This window comes from Pseudomonas izuensis (genome assembly GCF_009861505.1).
GTDB lineage: Bacteria > Pseudomonadota > Gammaproteobacteria > Pseudomonadales > Pseudomonadaceae > Aquipseudomonas > Aquipseudomonas izuensis.
This window is the reverse complement of the sequence record NZ_WTFT01000012.1, coordinates 222,654-242,596: the sequence shown is the minus strand read 5'-3', so window position 1 is coordinate 242,596 and position 19,943 is coordinate 222,654. Positions and strand designations below refer to the sequence as shown.

Sequence of the window (19,943 nt, the reverse complement as noted above, 5' to 3'; positions counted from 1 at the left end):
AGCTTTGCTCCCACAAGGACACCGACAACCTGTGGGAGCAAAGCTTGCTCGCGATGGCGGCATCCCGGCCACCACCGAACTCAGCATGATCATTGACCCGCCCCAATACGATGCGTAGCCTTGCGCTTTCGAGGTTCTTCGGCATTTGTCGAAGCTAAGAAGGGAACGCGGTCGATGCCGCGGCTGCCCCCGCAACTGTGAACGGTGATGTTCGCTGCCACGCCACTGCACGCTCAGGTCCTGAGCCCGCGGGAAGGCGCAGCAAATGCCAATTCGATGATTGGCACACCGTCAGCCAGGAGACCTGCCTCGATACAGATTCTCACTACAACCGGGCGGGGTGATCCGGTGGCGAATGCTTCCGGCGCGCAGGCGCGTAGTCGGTTCTCGTCCCGTATGCCCGCCACCTTGCCAAAGGGCATCCGATGAAAACACTGGCCAAACTCCCCGTCACCATCGTCACCGGCTTCCTCGGCTCGGGCAAAACCACCTTGCTGCGGCACATGCTCGACAACGCCCAGGGCCGCCGTATCGCGGTGATCGTCAACGAGTTCGGCGAGCTGGGCATCGACGGCGAAATCCTCAAGCAATGTTCCATCGGTTGCACCGAAGAAGAAGCCAACGGCCGCGTCTACGAGCTGGCCAACGGCTGCCTGTGCTGCACCGTGCAGGAAGAGTTCTTCCCGGTGATGCGCGAACTGGTCGCCCGGCGCGGCGATCTCGATCACATCCTCATCGAAACCTCGGGCCTGGCCTTGCCAAAACCCTTGGTCCAGGCCTTCCAGTGGCCGGAAATCCGCAGCGCCTGCACCGTTGACGCGGTGATCACCGTGGTCGACAGCCCGGCTGTGGCCGCCGGCACTTTCGCTGCGTTCCCGGACCAAGTCGATGCCCAGCGCAAACTGGACCCGAACCTGGACCACGAGTCGCCGCTGCACGAGCTGTTCGCCGACCAACTGTCGAGCGCCGACCTGGTGATCCTCAACAAGGCCGACCTGATCAACCCGGAAGACCTGGCCCGCGTGCGCCTGGAAGTCGCCGAAGAGCTGCCACCGGCGGTGAAGGTCATCGAAGCCAGCAACGGTCGCCTGCCACTGGACGTGCTGATCGGCCTCGGCGCCGGTTCCGAGGAACACATCGACAGCCGTCACAGCCATCACGATCACCACCATGAAGGTGAAGACGATCACGATCATGACGCGTTCGATTCCATCTCCATCGAACTGCCGGCCTCTGACGAGAGCCTGCTGCTGGACGCGCTGACGCAACTGGTGGTCCAGCACGGCATCCTGCGGGTCAAAGGTTTCGCGGCGATCCCGAACAAACCGATGCGCCTGCTGATCCAGGGCGTGGGCACCCGTTTCGACAAGCACTTCGACCGTCAGTGGGGCGCCGAAGAAGCGCGCACTACGCGTCTGGTGTTGATCGGCCAGGAGCTGGACGCTGCCGCACTCGAAGCGCAATTGCGCGCCGCGCTCAGCGTGTAATCCATGCACCTGCTCAGGACCCAGCCCGGCGGATTCGTGTCGGATGACAACATTGCCGACCTTGGACAAACCCCCGCCGAGCTGGTGATCCTGTGCAGCGGCGATTCCAGCCTGGCGCTGCTCGCCGAAGCGGCGCAGCAGTTGCCCGACGATTACCCGAGCGTGCGCCTGGCCAATCCGATGCAGGTGCAGAATCACGCTTCGGTCGATCTGTACGTCGATGAGGTGCTGCGCCATGCCAAGGTCATATTGATCTCGCTGCATGGCGGCATCGCTTATTGGCGCTATGGTGTCGAGCGCCTGGTTGAGTTGTCGCAACGTGGCGTGCAACTGATCCTGGTGCCGGGCGATGATCGTCCGGACCCGGAGCTCAGCGACCTGAGTACCGTGACTCCCGAGGATCGCGACCGGCTCTGGCACTTCCTGCGCCAGGGCGGCATGGCCAATGCGCTGGACCTGTTTCGCTGTCTGGCCAACCGTTGGCTGGGCCGTGATTACGCCTGGGCCGAGCCACAAATCCTGCCGCGCACGGCGGTCTACCACCCACGAAAAAGCCCCGCGACCCTGAAGGATTGGCAGGCTGACTGGCAGGCCGGTCAGCCGGTAGCGGCGGTGCTGTTCTACCGCTCGCACCTGCAGGCGGCGAACACCGGATTCATCGATGTTTTCTGCCAGCGTTTGCAGGTGGCGGGGCTGAACCCGTTGCCGATTGCGCTGGCCAGTCTGAAAGAACCCGGCTGCCTGTCGGTGGTCGAGGACTGGCTGGATGAAGTCGAGGCGGGGGTGATTCTGAACACCACCGGATTCGCGCAATCGAGCCCCGAAGCGCCGCATCTGCGGCCGTTTCGCCGCAATATCCCGGTGATTCAGGCAATCTGCGCCCAGGACAACGAACCGGGTTGGCGCGCCAGCGAGCAGGGTCTCGGGCCCCGTGACCTGGCGATGCACATCGCGCTGCCGGAACTGGACGGGCGGATCATCAGCCGGCCGATCAGCTTCAAGGACCTGGCCTGGCGCAGCGAGCGCAGTCAGTCCGATGTGGTCTGCTACCGACCACAACCGGAACGCATGGACTTTGTCGCGGAATTGGCACGACGCTGGATCGATCTGGCGCGCCTGCACAACTCTGAAAAGCGGGTGGCGCTGATCCTCGCCAACTACCCGACCCGTGATGGTCGCATCGGCAATGGCGTGGGCCTGGATACTCCGGCCGCTGCGCTGAATATTCTGCGTGCGCTTCATCAAGAAGGGTATCCGCTACCGGCCGATTTGCCGGAGAGCGGCACCGATTTGATCCAGCAATTGCTCGGCGGCGTCAGCAACGATCTTGACACAATCGACCAGCGCCCTTGCCAGCAAAGCCTGGCCATGGACGACTATCTGGTGATGTTCAATGCACTGCCCGAAGCCAACCGCGCGGCGGTGCTGGAGCGTTGGGGGCCGCCGGAAAACGATCCGATGTGCCGAGGCGGACGATTGATGATCGCCGGCCTGCGTTTCGGCCTGACCTTCGTCGGCATTCAACCGGCGCGGGGTTATCAGGTCGATCCGAGCGCGGTGTATCACGACCCGGATCTTGTTCCGCCCCACGGTTACCTGGCGTTTTATTTCTGGCTGCGCAACACCTACGGCGCCCACGGGGTCATCCACGTCGGCAAGCACGGCAATCTCGAATGGCTGCCGGGCAAAGGCGTCGGGCTGTCGGAAAGTTGCTGGCCGGACGCGCTGCTCGGGCCGTTGCCGAACATCTATCCGTTCATCGTCAATGATCCGGGCGAGGGCGCCCAGGCCAAGCGTCGCACCCAGGCAGTGATCATCGACCACTTGATGCCACCCCTGACGCGCGCCGAAACCTACGGTCCATTACGCAACCTCGAACTGCTGGCCGACGAGTATTACGAAGCGCAACTGCTCGATCCGCGTCGTGCCCGTGAATTGCAACGGGACATCCTGCAACTGGTGCGCGACACGCACATCGACTGCGAACTGCAACTGGACGAACAGCTCGACAGCGACGCCGATGCGGCGATCTGGCTGCCACGGCTGGATACGTACCTGTGCGACCTGAAAGAGTCGCAGATCCGCGACGGCTTGCACGTGTTCGGCGAGTCACCGACCGGTCGATTACGCATCGATACCTTGCTCGCGCTGCTGCGCATTCCCCGGGGCGATGGCCGTGGGGCGCAATCGAGTCTGCTGCGGGCGTTGGCCAAGGCCTTCGAACTGGGGTTTGATCCGCTGGATTGTGCATTGGCCGAGCCCTGGACCGGGCCTCGACCCGAAGCATTGCTGTCGATCAGTGACGAACTCTGGCGTACTACCGGCGACACCCGCGAACGCCTCGAATTGTTCGCCGCACAACTGATCTCACAGGCATTAGCCGACCCCTGTAGGAGCCGGCTTGCTGGCGATGGTGTGTCAGTTGCATTGATCTCGACTGACACTCCATCGCTGGCAAGCCAGCTCCCACAGGAAGCGGGTTGGTCTGAGGTGAGCGCCATCCTCGACAACCTGCGCGAAGTGGTCGCGCCAAGGCTGGACGCTTGCGGCCCGGCAGAAATGCGCGGCTTGCTCGATGCCCTCGACGGTCGTTTCGTTCCGGCCGGTCCCAGCGGCGCACCGAGTCGCGGTCGTCTGGATGTGCTGCCCACCGGGCGCAACTTCTATTCGGTGGACGTGCGCAACCTGCCCACCACCACGGCCTGGCGCATCGGGTTCCAGTCGGCCAACCTGATTCTCGAGCGCCACCTGCAAGACCACGGCGATCATCTGCGTCAGCTCGGCCTGTCGGTGTGGGGCACGGCGACCATGCGCACCGGCGGCGATGACATCGCCCAGGCCATGGCGCTGATGGGCGTACGCCCGGTGTGGGCCACCGGCAGTCAACGGGTCGATGACTTTGAAATTCTGCCGCTGAGCCTGCTTGACCGGCCGCGAGTGGACGTCACCTTGCGGGTCTCGGGTTTCTTCCGCGATGCCTTCGCCAACCTGATCCGCTTGTTCGACGCCGCTGTCCAGGCGGTCGCCGCGCTGGATGAGCCAGACGATCTCAATCCATTGGCGGCCAAGGTGCGTGCCGAACGTGAAGTCTTGCTGCAATCGGGGCTCGACGAAGAAACCGCGCGGCGTCAGGCCGGTTGGCGCATTTTCGGCGCCAAACCCGGTGCCTATGGCGCGGGGGTACAGGGTGCCATCGATGCTCGCCTGTGGCAGAGCCGCGAGGATCTGGCCGAGGTTTACCTGAACTGGGGTGGTTATGCCTATGGCGGTTCCGACGAAGGTACGGTGGCCCGTGAACCGTTCGCCCGGCGATTGAGCCAGGTGCAAGCGGTGCTGCAAAACCAGGACAACCGCGAACACGACCTGCTCGATTCCAATGACTATTACCAATTCCAGGGTGGCATGCTCGCTGCCGTGGAAAGCCTGCGCGGCGAAGCAGCGGCGAGTTATCACGGCGATCACAGCCAGCCTGACTTGCCGAAGATCCGCACGCTGAAGGAAGAACTGAATCGGGTCATCCGCTCCCGGGCGGCCAATCCGAAATGGCTCGAAGGCGTCAAGCGCCACGGCTATAAAGGTGCGTTCGAAATGGCGGCGACGGTCGACAACCTGTTCGCCTTCGACGCGACCACCCGGTTGATCGACGATCATCAGTACGCGTTGCTGGCCGATGCCTATTTGCTCGACCCGGGCACCCGGGATTTCGTGCGCGAGCACAACCCCCATGCCTTGCGCGACATGACCGAGCGGATGCTCGAGGCGCAACAGCGGGGGATGTGGAAAGAGCCGGGGGAGTATCGCGAGGCCTTGGAAAATTTGCTGCTGGATATAGAAGAAGACACCTGAAACACCACGAACCCCTGTAGGAGTGAGCCTGCTCGCGATGGTGTGTCAGTTGACATTAATGTAGCTGACACACCATCGCGAGCAGGCTCGCTCCTACAGGGATGACGGTGTTTGTGAGATCACCGACCATGACCGAGATTTGATAATGACCGACACCCCGCATTTCCCCCTCTCCGCCGTGGTCGGCGCCGACGACTTGAAACTGGCGTTGTACCTGACCGCCATTGACCCGAAAATCGGCGGTGTATTGATCGAAGGCCCGCGTGGCATGGCCAAGTCGACCCTGGCCCGAGGTTTGGCAGACCTGCTCGCCAGTGGCCAGTTCGTCACGTTGCCATTGGGCGCCACCGAAGAGCGCCTGGTTGGCACCCTCGACCTGGATGCTGCCCTGAGCGAAGGCCGCGCACAATTTTCCCCCGGCGTGTTGGCCAAGGCCGATGGCGGTGTGCTTTACGTCGATGAAGTCAATCTGCTGCCGGATCACCTGGTCGACCTGCTGCTCGACGTCGCCGCCAGCGGCACCAATCTGGTGGAGCGCGACGGCATTTCCCATCGGCATTCGGCGAAGTTCGTGCTGATCGGCACCATGAATCCGGAGGAGGGCGAGCTGCGTCCGCAGCTGCTCGACCGTTTTGGCTTGAACGTCGCCCTTAGCGGGCACACTGCACCGGCTGAACGGGGGCAGATCATTCGTCGACGTCTGGATTTCGACAGCGATCCACAAGGCTTTTGCGCTGAGTGGGAGCGCCAGCAGCAATCCTTGCGCGAGCGTTGCCAGACGGCGCGTAGTGCGTTGGCCAGCATTCCCCTCGACGATGCAGCGCTGGGGCAGATCACCGAGCGTTGTTTCGCTGCCGGCGTCGATGGCTTGCGCGCCGATCTGGTCTGGCTGCGCGCGGCCCGTGCCCATGCCGCCTGGCGCGGAGCGGGCGCCATTGCCGAGGAAGACATCGACGCGGTCGCGGAGTTTGCCTTGCGTCATCGTCGTCGCGAGCACACGCCACCGGCATCACCGCCCAACCCGTCGCCATCGAAGCAGACTGCCAACCCGAGCGAAGGCCAGGGCCAATGGGGAGAAATGCCAGCCCAGGCACTGCCGACCGGCGCCCGGCGTGAAGTGCCGAGCTGGCCAAAAAAGCCCTAGGCATTCGCCCTCGATCTGACGCGGGGGCGAATGCCAGACCCCGCGCCGGACGACTGGACAACGGCAGGCAGGGCAAGCGTCACACCGCCCGCAGCGGTTCGATCAATTGGCCCGGCACGTTGCTCAATGGCCGCCCACGTCAGCGCACCGATGTGCTTTTTCAACTGCGCACCCGTTCGCCCCATGAGTTGTGGCTGGTGATCGTCGATGCTTCCGCCTCGACCCGCCGTCATCAATCCTTGAGTGACGCCAAAGGGTTGTTGGCGAATCTGTTCGATGACGCCTACCGCCAACGCGCGCGTCTGGCCCTGCTGACGGCCAGCGGTGCCGTGCCGAAGTGGCAGGTGCAAGGATTGAAAGCGTCCAGTGGTTTGCGCCACTGGCTCGATGGGCTCGGCGCAGGGGGTGGCACGCCGTTGCTGGCGGCGCTGGGTGAAGCGGGGCAGTGGCTGGCTTCGCGGCAAAAGCGATTTCCGGCGGAGCAGCAGCGCTTGCTGGTATTGACCGATGGCCGGTTGAAGGAATGGGCAGCGTTGCCCGCCATTGACTGTCCGGGGCTAGTGATCGACATCGAGCGCGGGCCCATTCGGCTTGGGCGCAGCAGGGTGTTGGCTGCGCAGATGCAGGCTGAGTATCGGCATATCGATGAGCTGTTTCCGGGCTGAGTGCTGTGTTGTGTGTGCGGGCCTCATCGCGAGCAGGCTCGCTCCTACACTTGGAATGCATTCCTCTGTGGGAGCGAGCCTGCTCGCGAAAGCGGTGTATCAGCCGCCAAAAATTTTGAATTACTTACCCATCGCCTGCCGATACTGCCGGGTCCGCCGGGCGATGTACAACTGGTCCAGAATCAACGCCCACAACGCCGACACCTGGGGTCGGGTCTTGTGCCCGCGACTCAAGCGATGGAGCTGGAACTTCACCACGGCCATGCTTGCCAGTGCCGCCAGCGGTTTGCGCTTCCAGCGGATCGGCGGTAGCTGCGGATGGCTGTTCTGGCCTTCGCGCCAGTGTTTGACCAACTGCGGTTCAACAGCCAGCGCGGTGCCGATCCCGGCCATCGCGATGCCGCTGTCGAGTACCTGTTCGACAATCGCCAGGCGGCGGATCCCGCCCGTCACCATGACCGGCATGCGCGCCACGCTGGCCAAATCGCCGGCCATTTCCAGAAAGTACGCTTCCCGGGCCAGGGTCCGGCCATCACGGGCTTCACCTTGCATGGCCGGTGCTTCGTAGCTGCCCCCGGACAGCTCCAGCAGGTCGATCTGTTGCTCGTTGAGCCACTGGATCACTTGCCGGGCGTCGTCGGCATCGAAGCCGCCGCGCTGGAAGTCCGCCGAGTTGAGTTTCACCGCCACGCAAAACTGCGGCGATACGGCATTGCGTACCGCGTCGACCACCGCCAGCAGCAAGCGTGCGCGATTCTCCAGCGAGCCGCCCCAGCGGTCGGTGCGACGGTTGGTCAGCGGCGAGAGGAACTGGCTGAGGAGGTAGCCGTGCGCGGCATGAATCTGCACACCGGTGAAACCGGCCTTTTCAGCCAGTGCCGCGCTGTTGGCGAAACGTCGGATCACGTCCTCGATGTCGGCTTCGCTCATGGGTTTGGGCTCGGCAAACATCTTCGAGAACTGACCCAGATCCAGCGCCACTGCAGAAGGCGCCAAGGCTTGCTGGCCGAGGTTGGCCATGGTCTGGCGGCCCGGATGATTGAGTTGCACCCAGAAGTGCGCGCCACCGGCCCGGCCAATGCTGGCCCATTGGCGGAAGCGGTCCAGGTGGCGTTCGTCTTCCAAAACCACACCACCAGGACCGGTCATGGCACGACGGTCGATCATCACGTTGCCGGTCAACAGCAGCCCGGTTTCGCCCTCGGCCCAGGCTTGATACAGGCGCAACAACGCGCGGTCGGGCGCCTGGTCGCTGTCGGCCAGGTTTTCTTCCATCGCGGCTTTGGCGATGCGATTGCCGAGAATCTGGCCGTTGGGCAGATTCAATGTTTGGAAGGGCGACATAGTTGACTCCTCATCAGTGATGGGGAGAGGCTAAGCTTAAAGTCAGCTTTAATGTCAAGCAGGCAATGAATCGAGCAGGTCGAAGCCTACATCTGCACGTCACTCAAGCACCAAGGCCGTGTGAGGCGTTGGGATCGGATTGCGCATCAGCGTACCGACTACCAGCGCAGCGAGTAATCCCGCCAGCCCCGCAACCCACAGCAACAGGCTGAAGCCTCCGACGAACGCCTGGCGCGCCAGCGGTTCGACTACCGGCCGTGCGGCTTGTGGCAGCAGGCTCATCGCGGCCAGCATGTCACCGGCCACTACCCGCGAGGCGACGCCTTGTGTGTGTTCGAGCCACTGTCCGCCCTGTGCCGACAGATGGTCGTGCAGCAGCTGTTCGCTATGACCCGACAGCAAGGCGCCATACACCCCGATCGCCAGCATCACTGCACTGAAGCGCATGGTGGTGCTCATTCCCGACGCCATGCCGGTACGGCTCCGAGGCACGCAGGCCATGATGTTTTTCTGGGTGTCGCCGTTGAGCAACCCGGCGCCGGCACCGGTCACGGCAATCGCCAGGGCGAAGGGCAGGTAACCGCCACAGTTGACCGCCCAGGCACTGAGCAGGTTGCCGCCGCCTACCAGCGTCAGCCCGATCGCCATCATGTTCGCGGGGCTTACGCGTCCTGCCAGCCGCACGCCAATGCGCGGGAAAATCAACATGGTCACGGCAAAGGGCAACATGCCCAACCCGGCGCAAATGGCGGTAAAGCCCAGGCCGTTCTGCAAGTAGAACGGCAGCAGGGTCATCATCACCTGGGCGCACGCGGCGTAGGAGAACATGCCAAGCAGGGCGCCGATAAAGCGCGGATGCCTGAACAGTTGCAGATCGATCATCGGCCGTTGCTGCAGGCGCTCGATCACCACGAACAACCCCAGCAACAGGGCACCACCCACCAGGCGGGCGTAGGTGGCGGGGTTGTTCCAGCCGATCCGGTTGGCTTCGATCAAACCCCAGATCAGGCACAACAGACTGGCGCTGAAGGCGAGGCTGCCCCAAGGGTCGAGGCGCGCCGCCTGGGCATCGCGGGACTCCGGCACTGCACGCCACACCATGATCATCAGGAACAGGCCGACCGGCAGGTTGAGGTAGAAAATCCAGCGCCATCCCACGTATTCGGTGATCAGGCCGCCCAGGGTCGGCGCCGCCGTCATGGCCACGCCCATGCACCCGCCCCAGAACGCCCAGGCCTTGGCCCGTTCCACTTCGTCGTGGAAAGTGTGGCCGATGGAGGCCAGCGCGGAGGTGAGCAACAGCGCAGCGCCGACGCCTTTGATCGCACGGGCGATGTCGAGAAACAGGGCGTTCGGTGCCGCACCGCAACCCAGCGAGGCGAGGATGAAGATGCCCAGGCCCCACATCAGGGTTTTCTGCCGGCCAAAGCGGTCAGCCAGACTTCCGGCGGGCAGCAGCAAGGCAGCGAAGGCCAGCATGTAAGCGCTGACGACCCATTCGATGTCGGCGAAATTCGCCCCCAGATCCCGGGCGATGCTGGGCAAGGTAACGGCGACGATGTTGGTGTCGAGCACGATCAGCGAGCACACCGCAGAGGCGGTGAGCAAGGTCAGACGGGGACTCACATTGGGTTTGACGGGCATGGCAGGGCTTCTCTACTGTGAGGTTGCGCCCAGCTTACCGCTGGCGGATCCTGCTGTTGTTAGGCCGCTATCATCACTTCATTACCTTTGAGCTAACGTGCCGATGGACATTCGCCACTTCCGCTACTTCCTTGCCGTTGCCCGGCAGCGCAATTTCACCCGTGCCGCCGAGCAACTGGGCATTGCGCCGCCGACCTTGACCCGGCAGATTCAGGACATGGAAGCGGAGCTGGGGACGCGTCTGTTTCTGCGCCAGGTGCGGGATGTCAGCCTGACCGAAGCCGGCGCGGCATTGCTGATCGAGGCCGAGGCCACGGTTCGGCAGTTCGAGTCGGCCCAGCGCAACGCCCAACGCGCCGGCCGCGGCGACATCGGCCATATCGAATTGGGTTACGTGGCCTCAGCTGTGTATTCGGGGCTGTTGCAAAAACAGGTGCAGGGTTTTACCGGCCAATACCCGGATGTCAGCCTCAATGTGCGGGAAAGCCCCATGGCCAGCCTGCCCAACATGATCCTCGAAGGGCGCTTCGATCTGGGTTACATCCGCTGCCCGCTGGCCTTGCCGGAAGGGGTCGAGGCTGTGCGCCTGATCGACGAAGGCTTTGTGTTGGCGTTGCCGGTGGACTCATGGCTGAACCGCTTGCCGGTCATCAACTCGGCACATCTGCAAAACGAAAACTTCATTCTCCCCGAACAAGTTGTCGGCACTTTGCAAGTCGCCAGTCAGGGCGATTTCGTGCCGAAACTGGGGGCGCAACCCGGTGGATTGGTGGCGGTGATTGCCCTGGTGTCACTGGGGCAGGGCGTGGCGGTGGTGCCGGAGTCAGTGGTCGGCCATGTGAGTTTGCCGAATGTGGTGTATCGGCAGATCGAGGATTGCGATGCGTCGTCGTGGCTGGCGCTGGTTCACCGGCGGTTTGAGAAATCTCCGGCAGTGAACAAATACATCGAGCGTGTGAAAAAAGGCTAGAAGCATCGCGAGCAGGCTCACTCCCACATTTGAAATGCATTCACCTGTGGGAGTGAGCCTGCTCGCGAAGGCGGCCGGGAAAGCGCTACAAACCTCACTGATGAAAGGTATACCGATCCTTCCCCGTATGTTTTGACTCATACAACGCCGCATCCGCCTTGACCAACGCCTGATTCAGGGTGTCGCCCTCCAGCACCCTGGCCAGGCCGATGCTGATGGTCACCGGGTGCCGGCTCGGTTGTTCGCGCACCACCCGGCACAGTTCACCGGCCAGGGCCTCGACATCTTCGCGGCGCACCCCGGCCAGGTAAATCGCAAACTCTTCGCCACCCAGGCGCGCGTACTCGAAGTGGCTCATCACCGCCTTGATGTTCGCCGCGATGCGCTTGAGCACTTCATCGCCGATGTCGTGGCCGTAGACGTCGTTGACCTTCTTGAAGTTGTCGATGTCGATCATCGCCAGGTAATGGTCGTGCTCGCGCGGGACGGCGTGCAGCTGTTTGTCGGCGCGGGTCATGAACGAGCGGCGGTTGGGGATTTCGGTGAGGGTGTCGAGGTACGCCTGGTCCAGCAGCAGCCTGGACACGATGAAGTTATAGAGCTTGGCTTTGCGCAGGGTGAGGAAAACATAAAGGGTCAGCGCACAGAAAAAGCCCATGTAGCAGACCATCAGCATGCCCCTGAGGTCGAACACCGCCACATCACTGTCGAAGAAAGGATTGAGCATCAGCCAGGCAATGATCTGCGTGCCGAAAAAAGACCCGCGGCCCAGCGGCAACATGGAGGCGCTGTACAAGATGCTCGTGGCGGCCAGTATCAGCCAGGCCGGCTGTAAATCTTCGGGAAGGCCTTCAATCAAAAGGCGAACACCAAGGGTGATGGTGAAGGCAAACAGCAGATTCAGTACATCGAAATGACGGGCCTTGCGGGTGAACATCAGAATGATCGCGAAGATCGCAAAGAGCCCGATAAACAGCATTGAAAGCCAGGTAAACCCCTGGCCACCGAGGTAGCTGATGATCAGGTCGAACACGACCCACATCGCGATACTGGCGAGATAGATCAGCAGACAAAAGGCGTGCAACCGTTGGAATTCATGCTGGATGAACTCGGCTTTCAACTCGGTAGGCGCCGCTTTTTTCAGCACTTCATCTTCAATGGTTTTGTACATCGTCGACCTTGTTTTTGCGTTGGTTATCAAGAATCACCTTGCCCCAGGGCCGGTAGCGCAGGGAAAACACCGCAGTGGGATGGCAACCCAACGACGTCTTGTCCGGGTTGGCCGGTTCAGCGCCAAAGGCTTTGCCCGCCGCGCTGATCTGACGAAACGCTTCCTGAACGATGCCGACGGAGCAGGGCAGCGCACCGGCGTAGCCATCGCGCACCAATGCCGGCAAACGTCCGGTACCGGCACCGTCCTGCCACCAGACCTGAATCCCCTGACCGGCCAAATCCGCCAGCCACTGGCCATTGACCCGTGGCGCGAGTTTGCCGGCGCTGAAGGCGCTGATATGCAGCGGCGCATCGAGCTGGCTGGCGAAGTCCTTGAGTTGACGTTGCAGGGCCTGTCGGCGATCAGCGGCGAGGAAGTGCAGATCATCCAGCTCCATCGGCACATACCAGCCCGTGACCATGAGCTTCCAGTCCTTGCACAGCTTTTGCCGTTGGGCCAGCGACCGGCCCAGTTGCGCTTGCCAGTAAGTCGCCAGCCCGGCGCTGTCCAGTTCGTCGATGCGTTGGTAATAGGCAGGGTCCATGTAGAGCCCCAGCACCAGTTTCAGGCCTTGGGCCTGGGCCAGCTTCAGGCTGTCGGCAAGCCAGCCGTTGGCGCCGCCGAAGTCCGAATCGCCGTAGGCGGTCCACTGCACGATCACGGTGTGGGCACCCTGTCTGGCGGTGTCCTGCCAGATCTGGCGCCATTGCGTCTGGCTGAGGCTGGCGTCGACGTTCAGCGGTTGATAGAAAATCCGTTCGTCGGCGCGGCCCCATGCACTGCTGAGTAACAGGCACACCACCAGTAGCAATCGCTTCATCAGAAATTCATCTCCACGCCCAGCAGCACGCCATTGCCGCCCTCATACAGATTGCCCCCCAACCATTGCTGATATTCGCTGCGAACCGTCAGGTGCGCGCGGTAGGCGTTGTAGAGGTCATCGTCGAACCACCATTGCCAGCGCAGGCCGATGCCGGTGCGCAAGTCCTGGCGCCAGTCGTTGCTCGGGTCCTGGCTGGAAAATTCGACAAAGCCATAGGGCATGAGGGTTTGTGCGCCGTTGAACGGCAGCTTCCAGGCATGGCCCTGCTGGAACCGCGACAACCATTGATGGTCGCCGGCCTTGGTCCACCAGGCGGCGTCCAGATAGAGAAAACGTTCCTCCCAATCGCTTTCATCGATGCGCCAGTCGTTGCGAAACCTGCCCTGATCAAGGAACGAAGCGGTGCTGCGCAACAGGTAGTCGGTGGTGGTGTGCCCGTCCTGGCGGTGATCATCGACCTGGTCCGACAGCTTTTCCGGCACCAGCATCTGGCCCAGGCTCAGACCGTGATTGTCCTGGTCATCGAACTGGCTCTGTTTGTAGATTTCGCCGTAGAAGTTGATGTTCGCCGTGCCCCAGGGTTTGTAGCGCAACCCCACACCGGTACCCAGGGATTCTGCGTAGCTCGATCGACCCTGGCCACCGAGCAGCACACGACCATAGACCGACAGCGTACTGCCGGCGCGGCTCGGTTCCTCGCCCAGCGCGTGGTCCCACATGGCCAGTTGCACGTTTTGTGAAGTGGAGCGGCGTCGAGAGCCGGTGGTGTCATCGGACCGCAAGAAGTCGTTGGTCGAAACCCCGGCCGGTGACCAGGTGCTGGCGACGGTACGGGAGTCGCGGCGAGACAGGGTTTCATGGGCGCGGCGCTGGCGATAACGCCGGGCTTCCATGCTGCCGTCCTTGTCGTCGGCCGCCACTGGATACTGCTCAAGGTCGATGACCCGGTGCAGTTCCTTGCGTGCCGCAGCACTGTCGGCGACTTCGTCATAGCGCAGGGCGAGGGTTTCGCCCAGGCGGTAATCCTCGGGAAAGTCCCGGGTGGCGGTTTGCAGGTAAGGAATGGCTTTGGCGCGTTCCTCTTTGGTTTTTGCTCCAGCCAGTCTCATACCGTAGTCGGCGCGATAACGCGGGTTGTCCGGATCGAGTCGTACCGCTTCGGCCAGCCACGTCGTGCTTTGTGCAGGTTCGCCGGCCTTTTGCGCGGTGACCGACGCGGCGTAGAAATGCCCGGCATCCGGTGACTGTTGCAGGGCCGAACGTTGTCGTTGCAGGGCCCGTTCATGATTGCCTTGCGCATCGGCAATCGCCGCACCCAGCGCCCATTCGTTGGCGCCACGGCTGTGACTTTGCTGCCAGTAACGTTCGGCGGCTGACAGATCACCGGCGTTCAGGGCGCTGCGACTGGCTGTGAGGCGGGCGTTGTCGCTGAGTTCGGCATCGGGCAGGCTGCGCCAGATCGCCAGCGCCCCGGCCGAATCGCCGGCCGCTTCGAGGGCATAGGCCATGGACACGCGGCTACTTCGGTCGCCAGTTTTTTCCGCCTGCTGGAAATAGACGACCGCTTCCCCCGGACGATCCGGCATGGCGCAGCGCCCCAGTGCGCGGTAGTCGCCGGCAGCCTGCGGTTGCGCGCCAATGGCGTGTTGCACGGCGGTGCATTGACCGTTCTCGGCCAGTTGCGCCAGCAGTTGACCACGGGTGGTGGGGTCAACATGACTGAGCAGCGACACCATGCGCTGTTGCTGTGAAGCTGTCGGCGTTGACGAGGCGTAGAGGGTCGCCAATCGTTGTAACAGAGCATTGGGAAGTTTGCCGCCCTGACGGTCGTAAGCGTTTTCCAGCAGTTGTTGTGCGTGTTCCCGCTGCCCGGCATTGAGCGCCAGGTAGGTGGCCTGATCGAGGGAACGAAGGTTGCCGGTCTGTTGGTAGTGCCGCTCCCAGAGTGTCGCCGCTTCGGTAGTGCGACCCTGCGCCTGCGTCAGTTCGGCCCGACGCTTGAGCACTTCGGCGGTCTGCGGCTGGCCGGCGAGCCAGGCCATGATCTTGTCGCTGCGGCCTTCTTCTTGCCAGACGTCCAGCAAGCGTTGCTGACGCTGGCTGTCCCAAGGTTCGGGCAGACGCGTGCTCTGCAAGAGTTCAGTGGCGTGCAGGCGCTGGACAAGGACCAGCCAGGTCAATGGGTCGTCGTCGGCTGGGCAGTTACGCAATTGCGCAAGCGCTGCATCCGGGTCGCGGCGGGACAGCCAGTCGGCGGTCTCCAGGCACGGCCGCTGCAATTCGCCACTCAAGCGCTGCACGGTTGCACTATCGCCGGTTTGCCGCGCCAATTCCCACAGGCGCTGGCGTTGTGCGGGATCGGCGAGATCGTCCGGCGGCAGCGACTGCATCCAGCGTTGGGCCTGTTCGGTGTGACCCATGGCTATCGCGCGATCGACCATGGCCAGGCGAGCCTTGCGCGCGGCCTGCGGGTTGGGTGCCTGCTGCAGTAATTGCTCCAGTGGTTTTTCGTCGAGGCGTTGCACATAGGCATTGGCCAGCCGCTGCCAATCCTCGGCGCTCAGTGGGTGGCTGGCGGCGAGAGGCGCGAGTTGTTCGATGGTGCCGTTCCAGTCGCGCAGTTGCTCGGACCAGTTGGAGAGGGCCAGGTGCAGAATTCGCTCATCACCTTTGGGCTTCAATTGCGCCAGCCAGTCGTGAGCCCGGCCTGCGCCGCCAAACTTGGCGAGACTCAGGCTGTAGGCCTGCCACAGGCGCACGCGCTGGTTGAGGTTGCTGGTGGCGATCCACTGTTCCACCTGGGTGCTGCCTGGCGGATCCTGCTCGATCCAGGTCAGGCGCAGGTTGAGCAAGGCCTCGCTGTTTTGCGGGTTGTCCGGCAATGCTTGCAGTGCGTCCTTGTAGCGCCGTTGCTTGGCCAGCGCCTGCACCAGCAGCGCCCGCGCTTCATCATTCTTGGGCACCTTGCTCAGCAGGTGGCGCATCAAACGCTCGACTTCGGCCCAGTTGCCTTTTTTCGCTTCGCGGTAGCTGCGGTCCATGTAGGGGAAGCTGCGAAATTGTTCGAAGTCAGTCAAGGGTTCGGCTTGCACCCAAGTGGCGGTGCCCAGACTCAACAACAGGCACCCAACGAGCGCGGCATGAGGCTTCATTCGACCTCCCGGGCAATGCGGTAGGCGGCTTGCTGTTCGCTGGCCTGTTCGACCAAAGCCTGTTCGAGCACTGCCTGGGTGATCATGCCGCGGGATATCAGGTGTTGGCCCAACGACATGTGCTCGGCATCGAAGTCGATCAATGCCTGATTGAACAGGCTCGCCGGGACCATCCCGCGCACTTGCAGCAGATTGCCGAGCAATATCTGGTGATGGCTGACGCGCTCGAGCAAGGCTTCATCGACCTGATGACGCTCAAGCACCTCGAGCATGTGCTGGACGTCGGCATTTTGCCGGGGGCTGGCGTACCAGTAGCGGATCCCCAGTGTGACCCGGCCCTGAGGGGCCAGGCGACAGCGCACGGGGCGCTTCAGTTGGCGGCTGATGGCACCCAGTGAAACCTGGCTGACCGGCCCTTCGGAGGCGAGCACCAGGGTATTGCCTTCCTCGGCCACGGGCAGCACGCCGTAGTGGGAGGCGACCTTGCGTGGCACCTGCGCGATCAGGCGCTTGTCGAGCTGAAAGGGGTTGAGCGGCGCCCATTCCATGTCCAGTTGCTCGGCCAGGGTCTGCACCAGTTGCGTGGTGTCGATGTGTCCGCGCAGCAACAGCTCATGACCCAGGCGTCGGCGTACCGGGTTGGTGATCGCCGCTTCCAGCTGTTCTTCGCTGAGCAGGCCTTTTTCCACCAGCCGATGACCCAAGGGTGTGCGCTGGGCCTTGGTCAGGGCCGGAAACTCATGGGTGGTTTTGTCCCAGGCCACGCGACGGGAGTCGCCCATTTCCATGACCTGGCGCAGCGCCCGTACGTTGGCGAAGAAGTTGATGAAGTTGCTCCACATCATCCGGGGCGCCGACAGCAGGCCTTCGCCCAGTCCGTAAAAACGGGTGACGAACCAGCCGCGCTGGAACAGCCGGTTGATCAACATCAGGCCGTTTAGCCACAGCAGGGTCTTGAGCAACGGGCTGTCGGAGAGAATCGACGGATAGCGCCAGGCGTTCGGCGCTATCACCGTCACCAGCCACATTGCCAGCAACACCAGAAACAGCAGGTTGACCATGAAACTCAGCAGGTAGGCGATCATGCCGCGCCGGTCGCGCCACAGAAAATAGTTGAGCAACCCGGTGGGGCTCCAACCAAGGTTCTTCGTGCCCTGGAAAACGATGCCGACGATCCAGCGGGATTTTTGCCGGATCGCGTGTTGCCAGTCGCGGGGGAAATGTTCGCGAACACAGATCACCTGGGAAAACGCGCGATTCATGCCGAACGCCCAGGGCTGTTCGAGCGCCAGTTTCGGGTCGGTCACCGAATAGCGGGCGAAGATGCACTTCATGCCTTTTTGCTTGAGGCGAAAACCGATGTCGTAGTCTTCGGTCAGGCTCTGTACATCGAAGGCAATGCCATCGCCATCCTCAAGCAGCGCGCTGATGGCCTTGCGGCTGAAGCAAGTGCCGACGCCGGCGCTGGGTACCTGGCCGGTCAGGGCCTCGCGCACGATCACGTCCTTGCCGTGGTTTTCGGCGAACTCGTCGACGTAGTGCCCGGCGGTGAACCCTCTCCATTCAGGCGCGTAGGGGTAGACCGGAATCTGGATCAGGTCCTTGCCCGGCAGCAGGTAATTGAACAGGCGCAACTCCATGGGGGAGATCACGTCTTCGGCATCGTGCAGGATGAACCCGGCGAACTGGATCTTCGCATCGCTTTCAAAACGCAGGATCGCGTCGATCACGTTATTCAGGCAGTCGGCCTTGCTGGTGGGGCCGGGGCGCGCGCAGACCACTTTGTGCACGTTGGGGTAGTGCTGGCAGACCGCGTCGACATCGGCCTGGGTCTCGGCGTCGTTGGGGTAGGTGCCGACGAAAATCTGGTAGTTCTCGTAATCGAGGGTCGAGGCGGCCAGGCGCGCCATTTCGCCGACCACGCCGACTTCGTTCCACGCCGGCACCATGATCGCCAAGGGCTTTTCACCGATGGTGTACAGGCGCTGCTCATCGGCACGCTTGAATTTTTCATAGATCCGCCAGCGGCGGATCAGCTTGCGGGTCCAGTACACCAGGTCGATGAACAGGTCATCGAGCCCGAGCACGAACATCAACAGCGCCAGGATGATTGCAAGGTATTTGAGGCCGAACAGCAGGTAGGCAAAAAAATCGACCAAACCCAGGCTCATACCGTTTTTCCCGACCGCGCTTGTTGTTTGAGCCAGGTACACAGACGGTTGGCAATCCGTTCGCTGGCATGACCGTCGCCGTAAGGACTATGGACGCGGCTCATGCGCTGGAACGTGGCATCGTCATCGAGCAACAGGCTGGCTTCCTTGACGATACGGTCAGTGTCGGTGCCCACCAACAGCACGGTTCCGCCTTCGAGTGCCGAAGGCCGTTCGGTAACGTCGCGCAGTACCAGCAGCGGTTTGCCGATGGCCGGGGCTTCCTCCTGGATGCCGCCGGAATCGGTGAGAATGAAATGCGCGCGGTCCATCAACCAGACGAAGTGCTGATAATCTTGCGGCGCGACCAGGTAGATGTTCGGCTTGTCCGACAGCACGCCGTAGACGGCCTTTTGCACCTGCGGATTGAGGTGCACCGGGTAGACGAATTGCACATCCGGGTAATGCTCGGCGAGGTTGGCCAGGGCCAGGCAGATATTGCGAAAGCCGCCACCGAAGTTTTCCCGGCGGTGCCCGGTGATCAGCACCATGCGCCGGTTGTCGTCCAGCACCGCCAACGGCGAATCCGTGGCCGGCAGCCAATGAACGTCGCGCTGATGCGTGCGCATCCATAGCAGCGCATCGATCACCGTGTTACCGGTGACCTCGATATGGGATTTGGGCACGCCTTCGCCCAGCAGGTTCGCTTCGCCCTTGGTGGTCGGGGTGAAATGCAGGTCGGCAATGACGCCGGTCAGGCGTCGATTGGCTTCTTCCGGCCAGGGTGCGCGCAAGTTGCCGGTACGCAGGCCGGCCTCGACATGACCGATGGGCAACTGGCGATTGAACGCGGCGAGGGCGGCGATGAAGCTGGTGGTGGTGTCGCCGTGGACCAGCACGATATCCGGCTGCACCCGTTCGTAGGCGTGGTCCAGATGCTCGAGCAGTTGTTCGGAGAGTCCATTGAGGGTCTGCCCCTGGGTCATCACTTGCAGGTCTTCATCGACCGTCAGTTCAAAAGAGTCGAGCACCTGCTTGAGCATTTCCCGGTGCTGGCCGGTCGAGCAGATATTCAGTTCGATACCCGGCCAGTTGCGCAGCACCCGTGCAAGAGGGGCCATCTTGATGGCTTCGGGCCGTGTTCCGAACACCATCATGACTTTGAAGGACATGAACCCTCCCGGGACAACTCACGCCAGAAGCGCCGCAGCTGTTAAGAGCGCTTATCACTTGAGTATTGAATAAAGCAGTCGGATGGGGGGTTGTCCAATGCTGGTTGGGAGTGATTGATCCTGACTGTCGGGGGGATTCTTCTCACAAGAGTCCGGACATTCCTTACGGGGTAGAGGGATCTGCCCGATGGGAAACTCGGAAAGCAGGAAGAGTGTGATGTGATACTTTTTTACATCACTTACAGATAGCGGCCGAGGCTTTGTATGCAAAAAGGTAAGAGGTCCGATGTTCATCGGAGTACTGTCGCCATCGGCAGAGGCCTATCTGTTGTG

General features: G+C 62.3%; 12 protein-coding genes and 1 riboswitch. Of the genes, 5 read left to right on the top strand and 7 right to left on the bottom strand.

The window, feature by feature from the left end; all coding sequences use genetic code 11:
* The first annotated feature begins 114 nt into the window (after positions 1–114).
* Positions 115–326: riboswitch (cobalamin riboswitch) on the top strand.
* A 99-nt stretch (positions 327–425) separates the two neighbouring features.
* The 4 genes from cobW (at position 426) to GPL81_RS13200 (ending at position 7,142) form a co-directional block, all read left to right on the top strand.
* Positions 426–1,487: a cobalamin biosynthesis protein CobW gene (gene cobW, locus GPL81_RS13215; RefSeq protein WP_096511968.1), complete on the top strand. Its 1,062-nt coding sequence runs from the start codon at positions 426–428 to the stop codon at positions 1,485–1,487.
* Positions 1,488–1,490: 3 nt separating this feature from the next.
* Positions 1,491–5,333 carry a cobaltochelatase subunit CobN gene (gene cobN / locus GPL81_RS13210; protein WP_160107070.1) on the top strand — a complete coding sequence of 1,281 codons (3,843 nt, stop codon included), beginning with the start codon at positions 1,491–1,493 and terminating at the stop codon, positions 5,331–5,333.
* Positions 5,334–5,478: 145 nt separating this feature from the next.
* On the top strand, positions 5,479–6,477 hold the full coding sequence (locus GPL81_RS13205; RefSeq protein WP_160107069.1) for a magnesium chelatase ATPase subunit I: 999 nt from the start codon (positions 5,479–5,481) through the stop codon (positions 6,475–6,477).
* Positions 6,478–6,596: 119 nt separating this feature from the next.
* Positions 6,597–7,142 (top strand): vWA domain-containing protein, encoded by a 546-nt coding sequence (locus GPL81_RS13200; RefSeq protein WP_343038524.1) that lies wholly within the window; start codon positions 6,597–6,599, stop codon positions 7,140–7,142.
* Positions 7,143–7,262: 120 nt separating this feature from the next.
* Here the strand turns inward: GPL81_RS13200 and GPL81_RS13195 are convergent, their stop codons facing one another.
* Both GPL81_RS13195 and GPL81_RS13190 read right to left on the bottom strand, forming a co-directional pair.
* A complete protein-coding gene (locus tag GPL81_RS13195) occupies positions 7,263–8,486 on the bottom strand; it encodes an NADH:flavin oxidoreductase/NADH oxidase family protein (RefSeq protein ID WP_160107068.1) in 1,224 nt (407 codons plus the stop codon).
* 99 nt (positions 8,487–8,585) lie between these two features.
* Positions 8,586–10,130 carry an MFS transporter gene (locus tag GPL81_RS13190; RefSeq protein ID WP_160107067.1) on the bottom strand — a complete coding sequence of 515 codons (1,545 nt, stop codon included), beginning with the start codon at positions 10,128–10,130 and terminating at the stop codon, positions 8,586–8,588.
* Between the two features lie 103 nt (positions 10,131–10,233).
* On the opposite strand from GPL81_RS13190, the gene GPL81_RS13185 reads away from it, so the two are divergent.
* Positions 10,234–11,100: a LysR family transcriptional regulator gene (locus GPL81_RS13185; protein ID WP_160107166.1), complete on the top strand. Its 867-nt coding sequence runs from the start codon at positions 10,234–10,236 to the stop codon at positions 11,098–11,100.
* A 94-nt stretch (positions 11,101–11,194) separates the two neighbouring features.
* Here the strand turns inward: GPL81_RS13185 and GPL81_RS13180 are convergent, their stop codons facing one another.
* Genes GPL81_RS13180 through wecB form a run of 5 tightly spaced genes read right to left on the bottom strand, consistent with a single transcriptional unit; the run spans position 11,195 to position 19,610 of the window.
* Entirely contained in the window at positions 11,195–12,271 is a 1,077-nt protein-coding gene (locus GPL81_RS13180; RefSeq protein WP_160107066.1) for a GGDEF domain-containing protein, read from the bottom strand.
* The gene (locus GPL81_RS13175; RefSeq protein WP_160107065.1) at positions 12,255–13,133 is read right to left on the bottom strand and encodes a DUF4434 family protein; all 879 of its coding nucleotides are present in this window, start codon (positions 13,131–13,133) and stop codon (positions 12,255–12,257) included. Before GPL81_RS13175 ends, GPL81_RS13180 begins: the two co-directional genes overlap by 17 nt.
* A complete protein-coding gene (locus tag GPL81_RS13170) occupies positions 13,133–16,288 on the bottom strand; it encodes an NfrA family protein (RefSeq protein ID WP_160107064.1) in 3,156 nt (1,051 codons plus the stop codon). The genes GPL81_RS13175 and GPL81_RS13170 overlap by 1 nt, the downstream gene beginning before the upstream one ends.
* Positions 16,285–18,459 carry a cyclic di-3',5'-guanylate-activated glycosyltransferase NfrB gene (gene nfrB / locus GPL81_RS13165; protein ID WP_160107063.1) on the bottom strand — a complete coding sequence of 725 codons (2,175 nt, stop codon included), beginning with the start codon at positions 18,457–18,459 and terminating at the stop codon, positions 16,285–16,287. The genes GPL81_RS13170 and nfrB overlap by 4 nt, the downstream gene beginning before the upstream one ends.
* Entirely contained in the window at positions 18,456–19,610 is a 1,155-nt protein-coding gene (wecB, locus tag GPL81_RS13160; protein ID WP_160107062.1) for a non-hydrolyzing UDP-N-acetylglucosamine 2-epimerase, read from the bottom strand. Before wecB ends, nfrB begins: the two co-directional genes overlap by 4 nt.
* Positions 19,611–19,943 lie beyond the last annotated feature (333 nt).

Coding starts and splice junctions, on each gene's coding strand:
- GPL81_RS13175 (WP_160107065.1), bottom strand. CDS start 13,133: ATGAAGCGATTGCTACTGGTGGTGTGCCTGTTACTCAGCAGTGCATGG.
- GPL81_RS13180 (WP_160107066.1), bottom strand. CDS start 12,271: ATGTACAAAACCATTGAAGATGAAGTGCTGAAAAAAGCGGCGCCTACC.
- cobW (WP_096511968.1), top strand. CDS start 426: ATGAAAACACTGGCCAAACTCCCCGTCACCATCGTCACCGGCTTCCTC.
- GPL81_RS13170 (WP_160107064.1), bottom strand. CDS start 16,288: ATGAAGCCTCATGCCGCGCTCGTTGGGTGCCTGTTGTTGAGTCTGGGC.
- GPL81_RS13195 (WP_160107068.1), bottom strand. CDS start 8,486: ATGTCGCCCTTCCAAACATTGAATCTGCCCAACGGCCAGATTCTCGGC.
- GPL81_RS13190 (WP_160107067.1), bottom strand. CDS start 10,130: ATGCCCGTCAAACCCAATGTGAGTCCCCGTCTGACCTTGCTCACCGCC.
- GPL81_RS13185 (WP_160107166.1), top strand. CDS start 10,234: ATGGACATTCGCCACTTCCGCTACTTCCTTGCCGTTGCCCGGCAGCGC.
- cobN (WP_160107070.1), top strand. CDS start 1,491: ATGCACCTGCTCAGGACCCAGCCCGGCGGATTCGTGTCGGATGACAAC.
- nfrB (WP_160107063.1), bottom strand. CDS start 18,459: ATGAGCCTGGGTTTGGTCGATTTTTTTGCCTACCTGCTGTTCGGCCTC.
- GPL81_RS13205 (WP_160107069.1), top strand. CDS start 5,479: ATGACCGACACCCCGCATTTCCCCCTCTCCGCCGTGGTCGGCGCCGAC.
- wecB (WP_160107062.1), bottom strand. CDS start 19,610: ATGTCCTTCAAAGTCATGATGGTGTTCGGAACACGGCCCGAAGCCATC.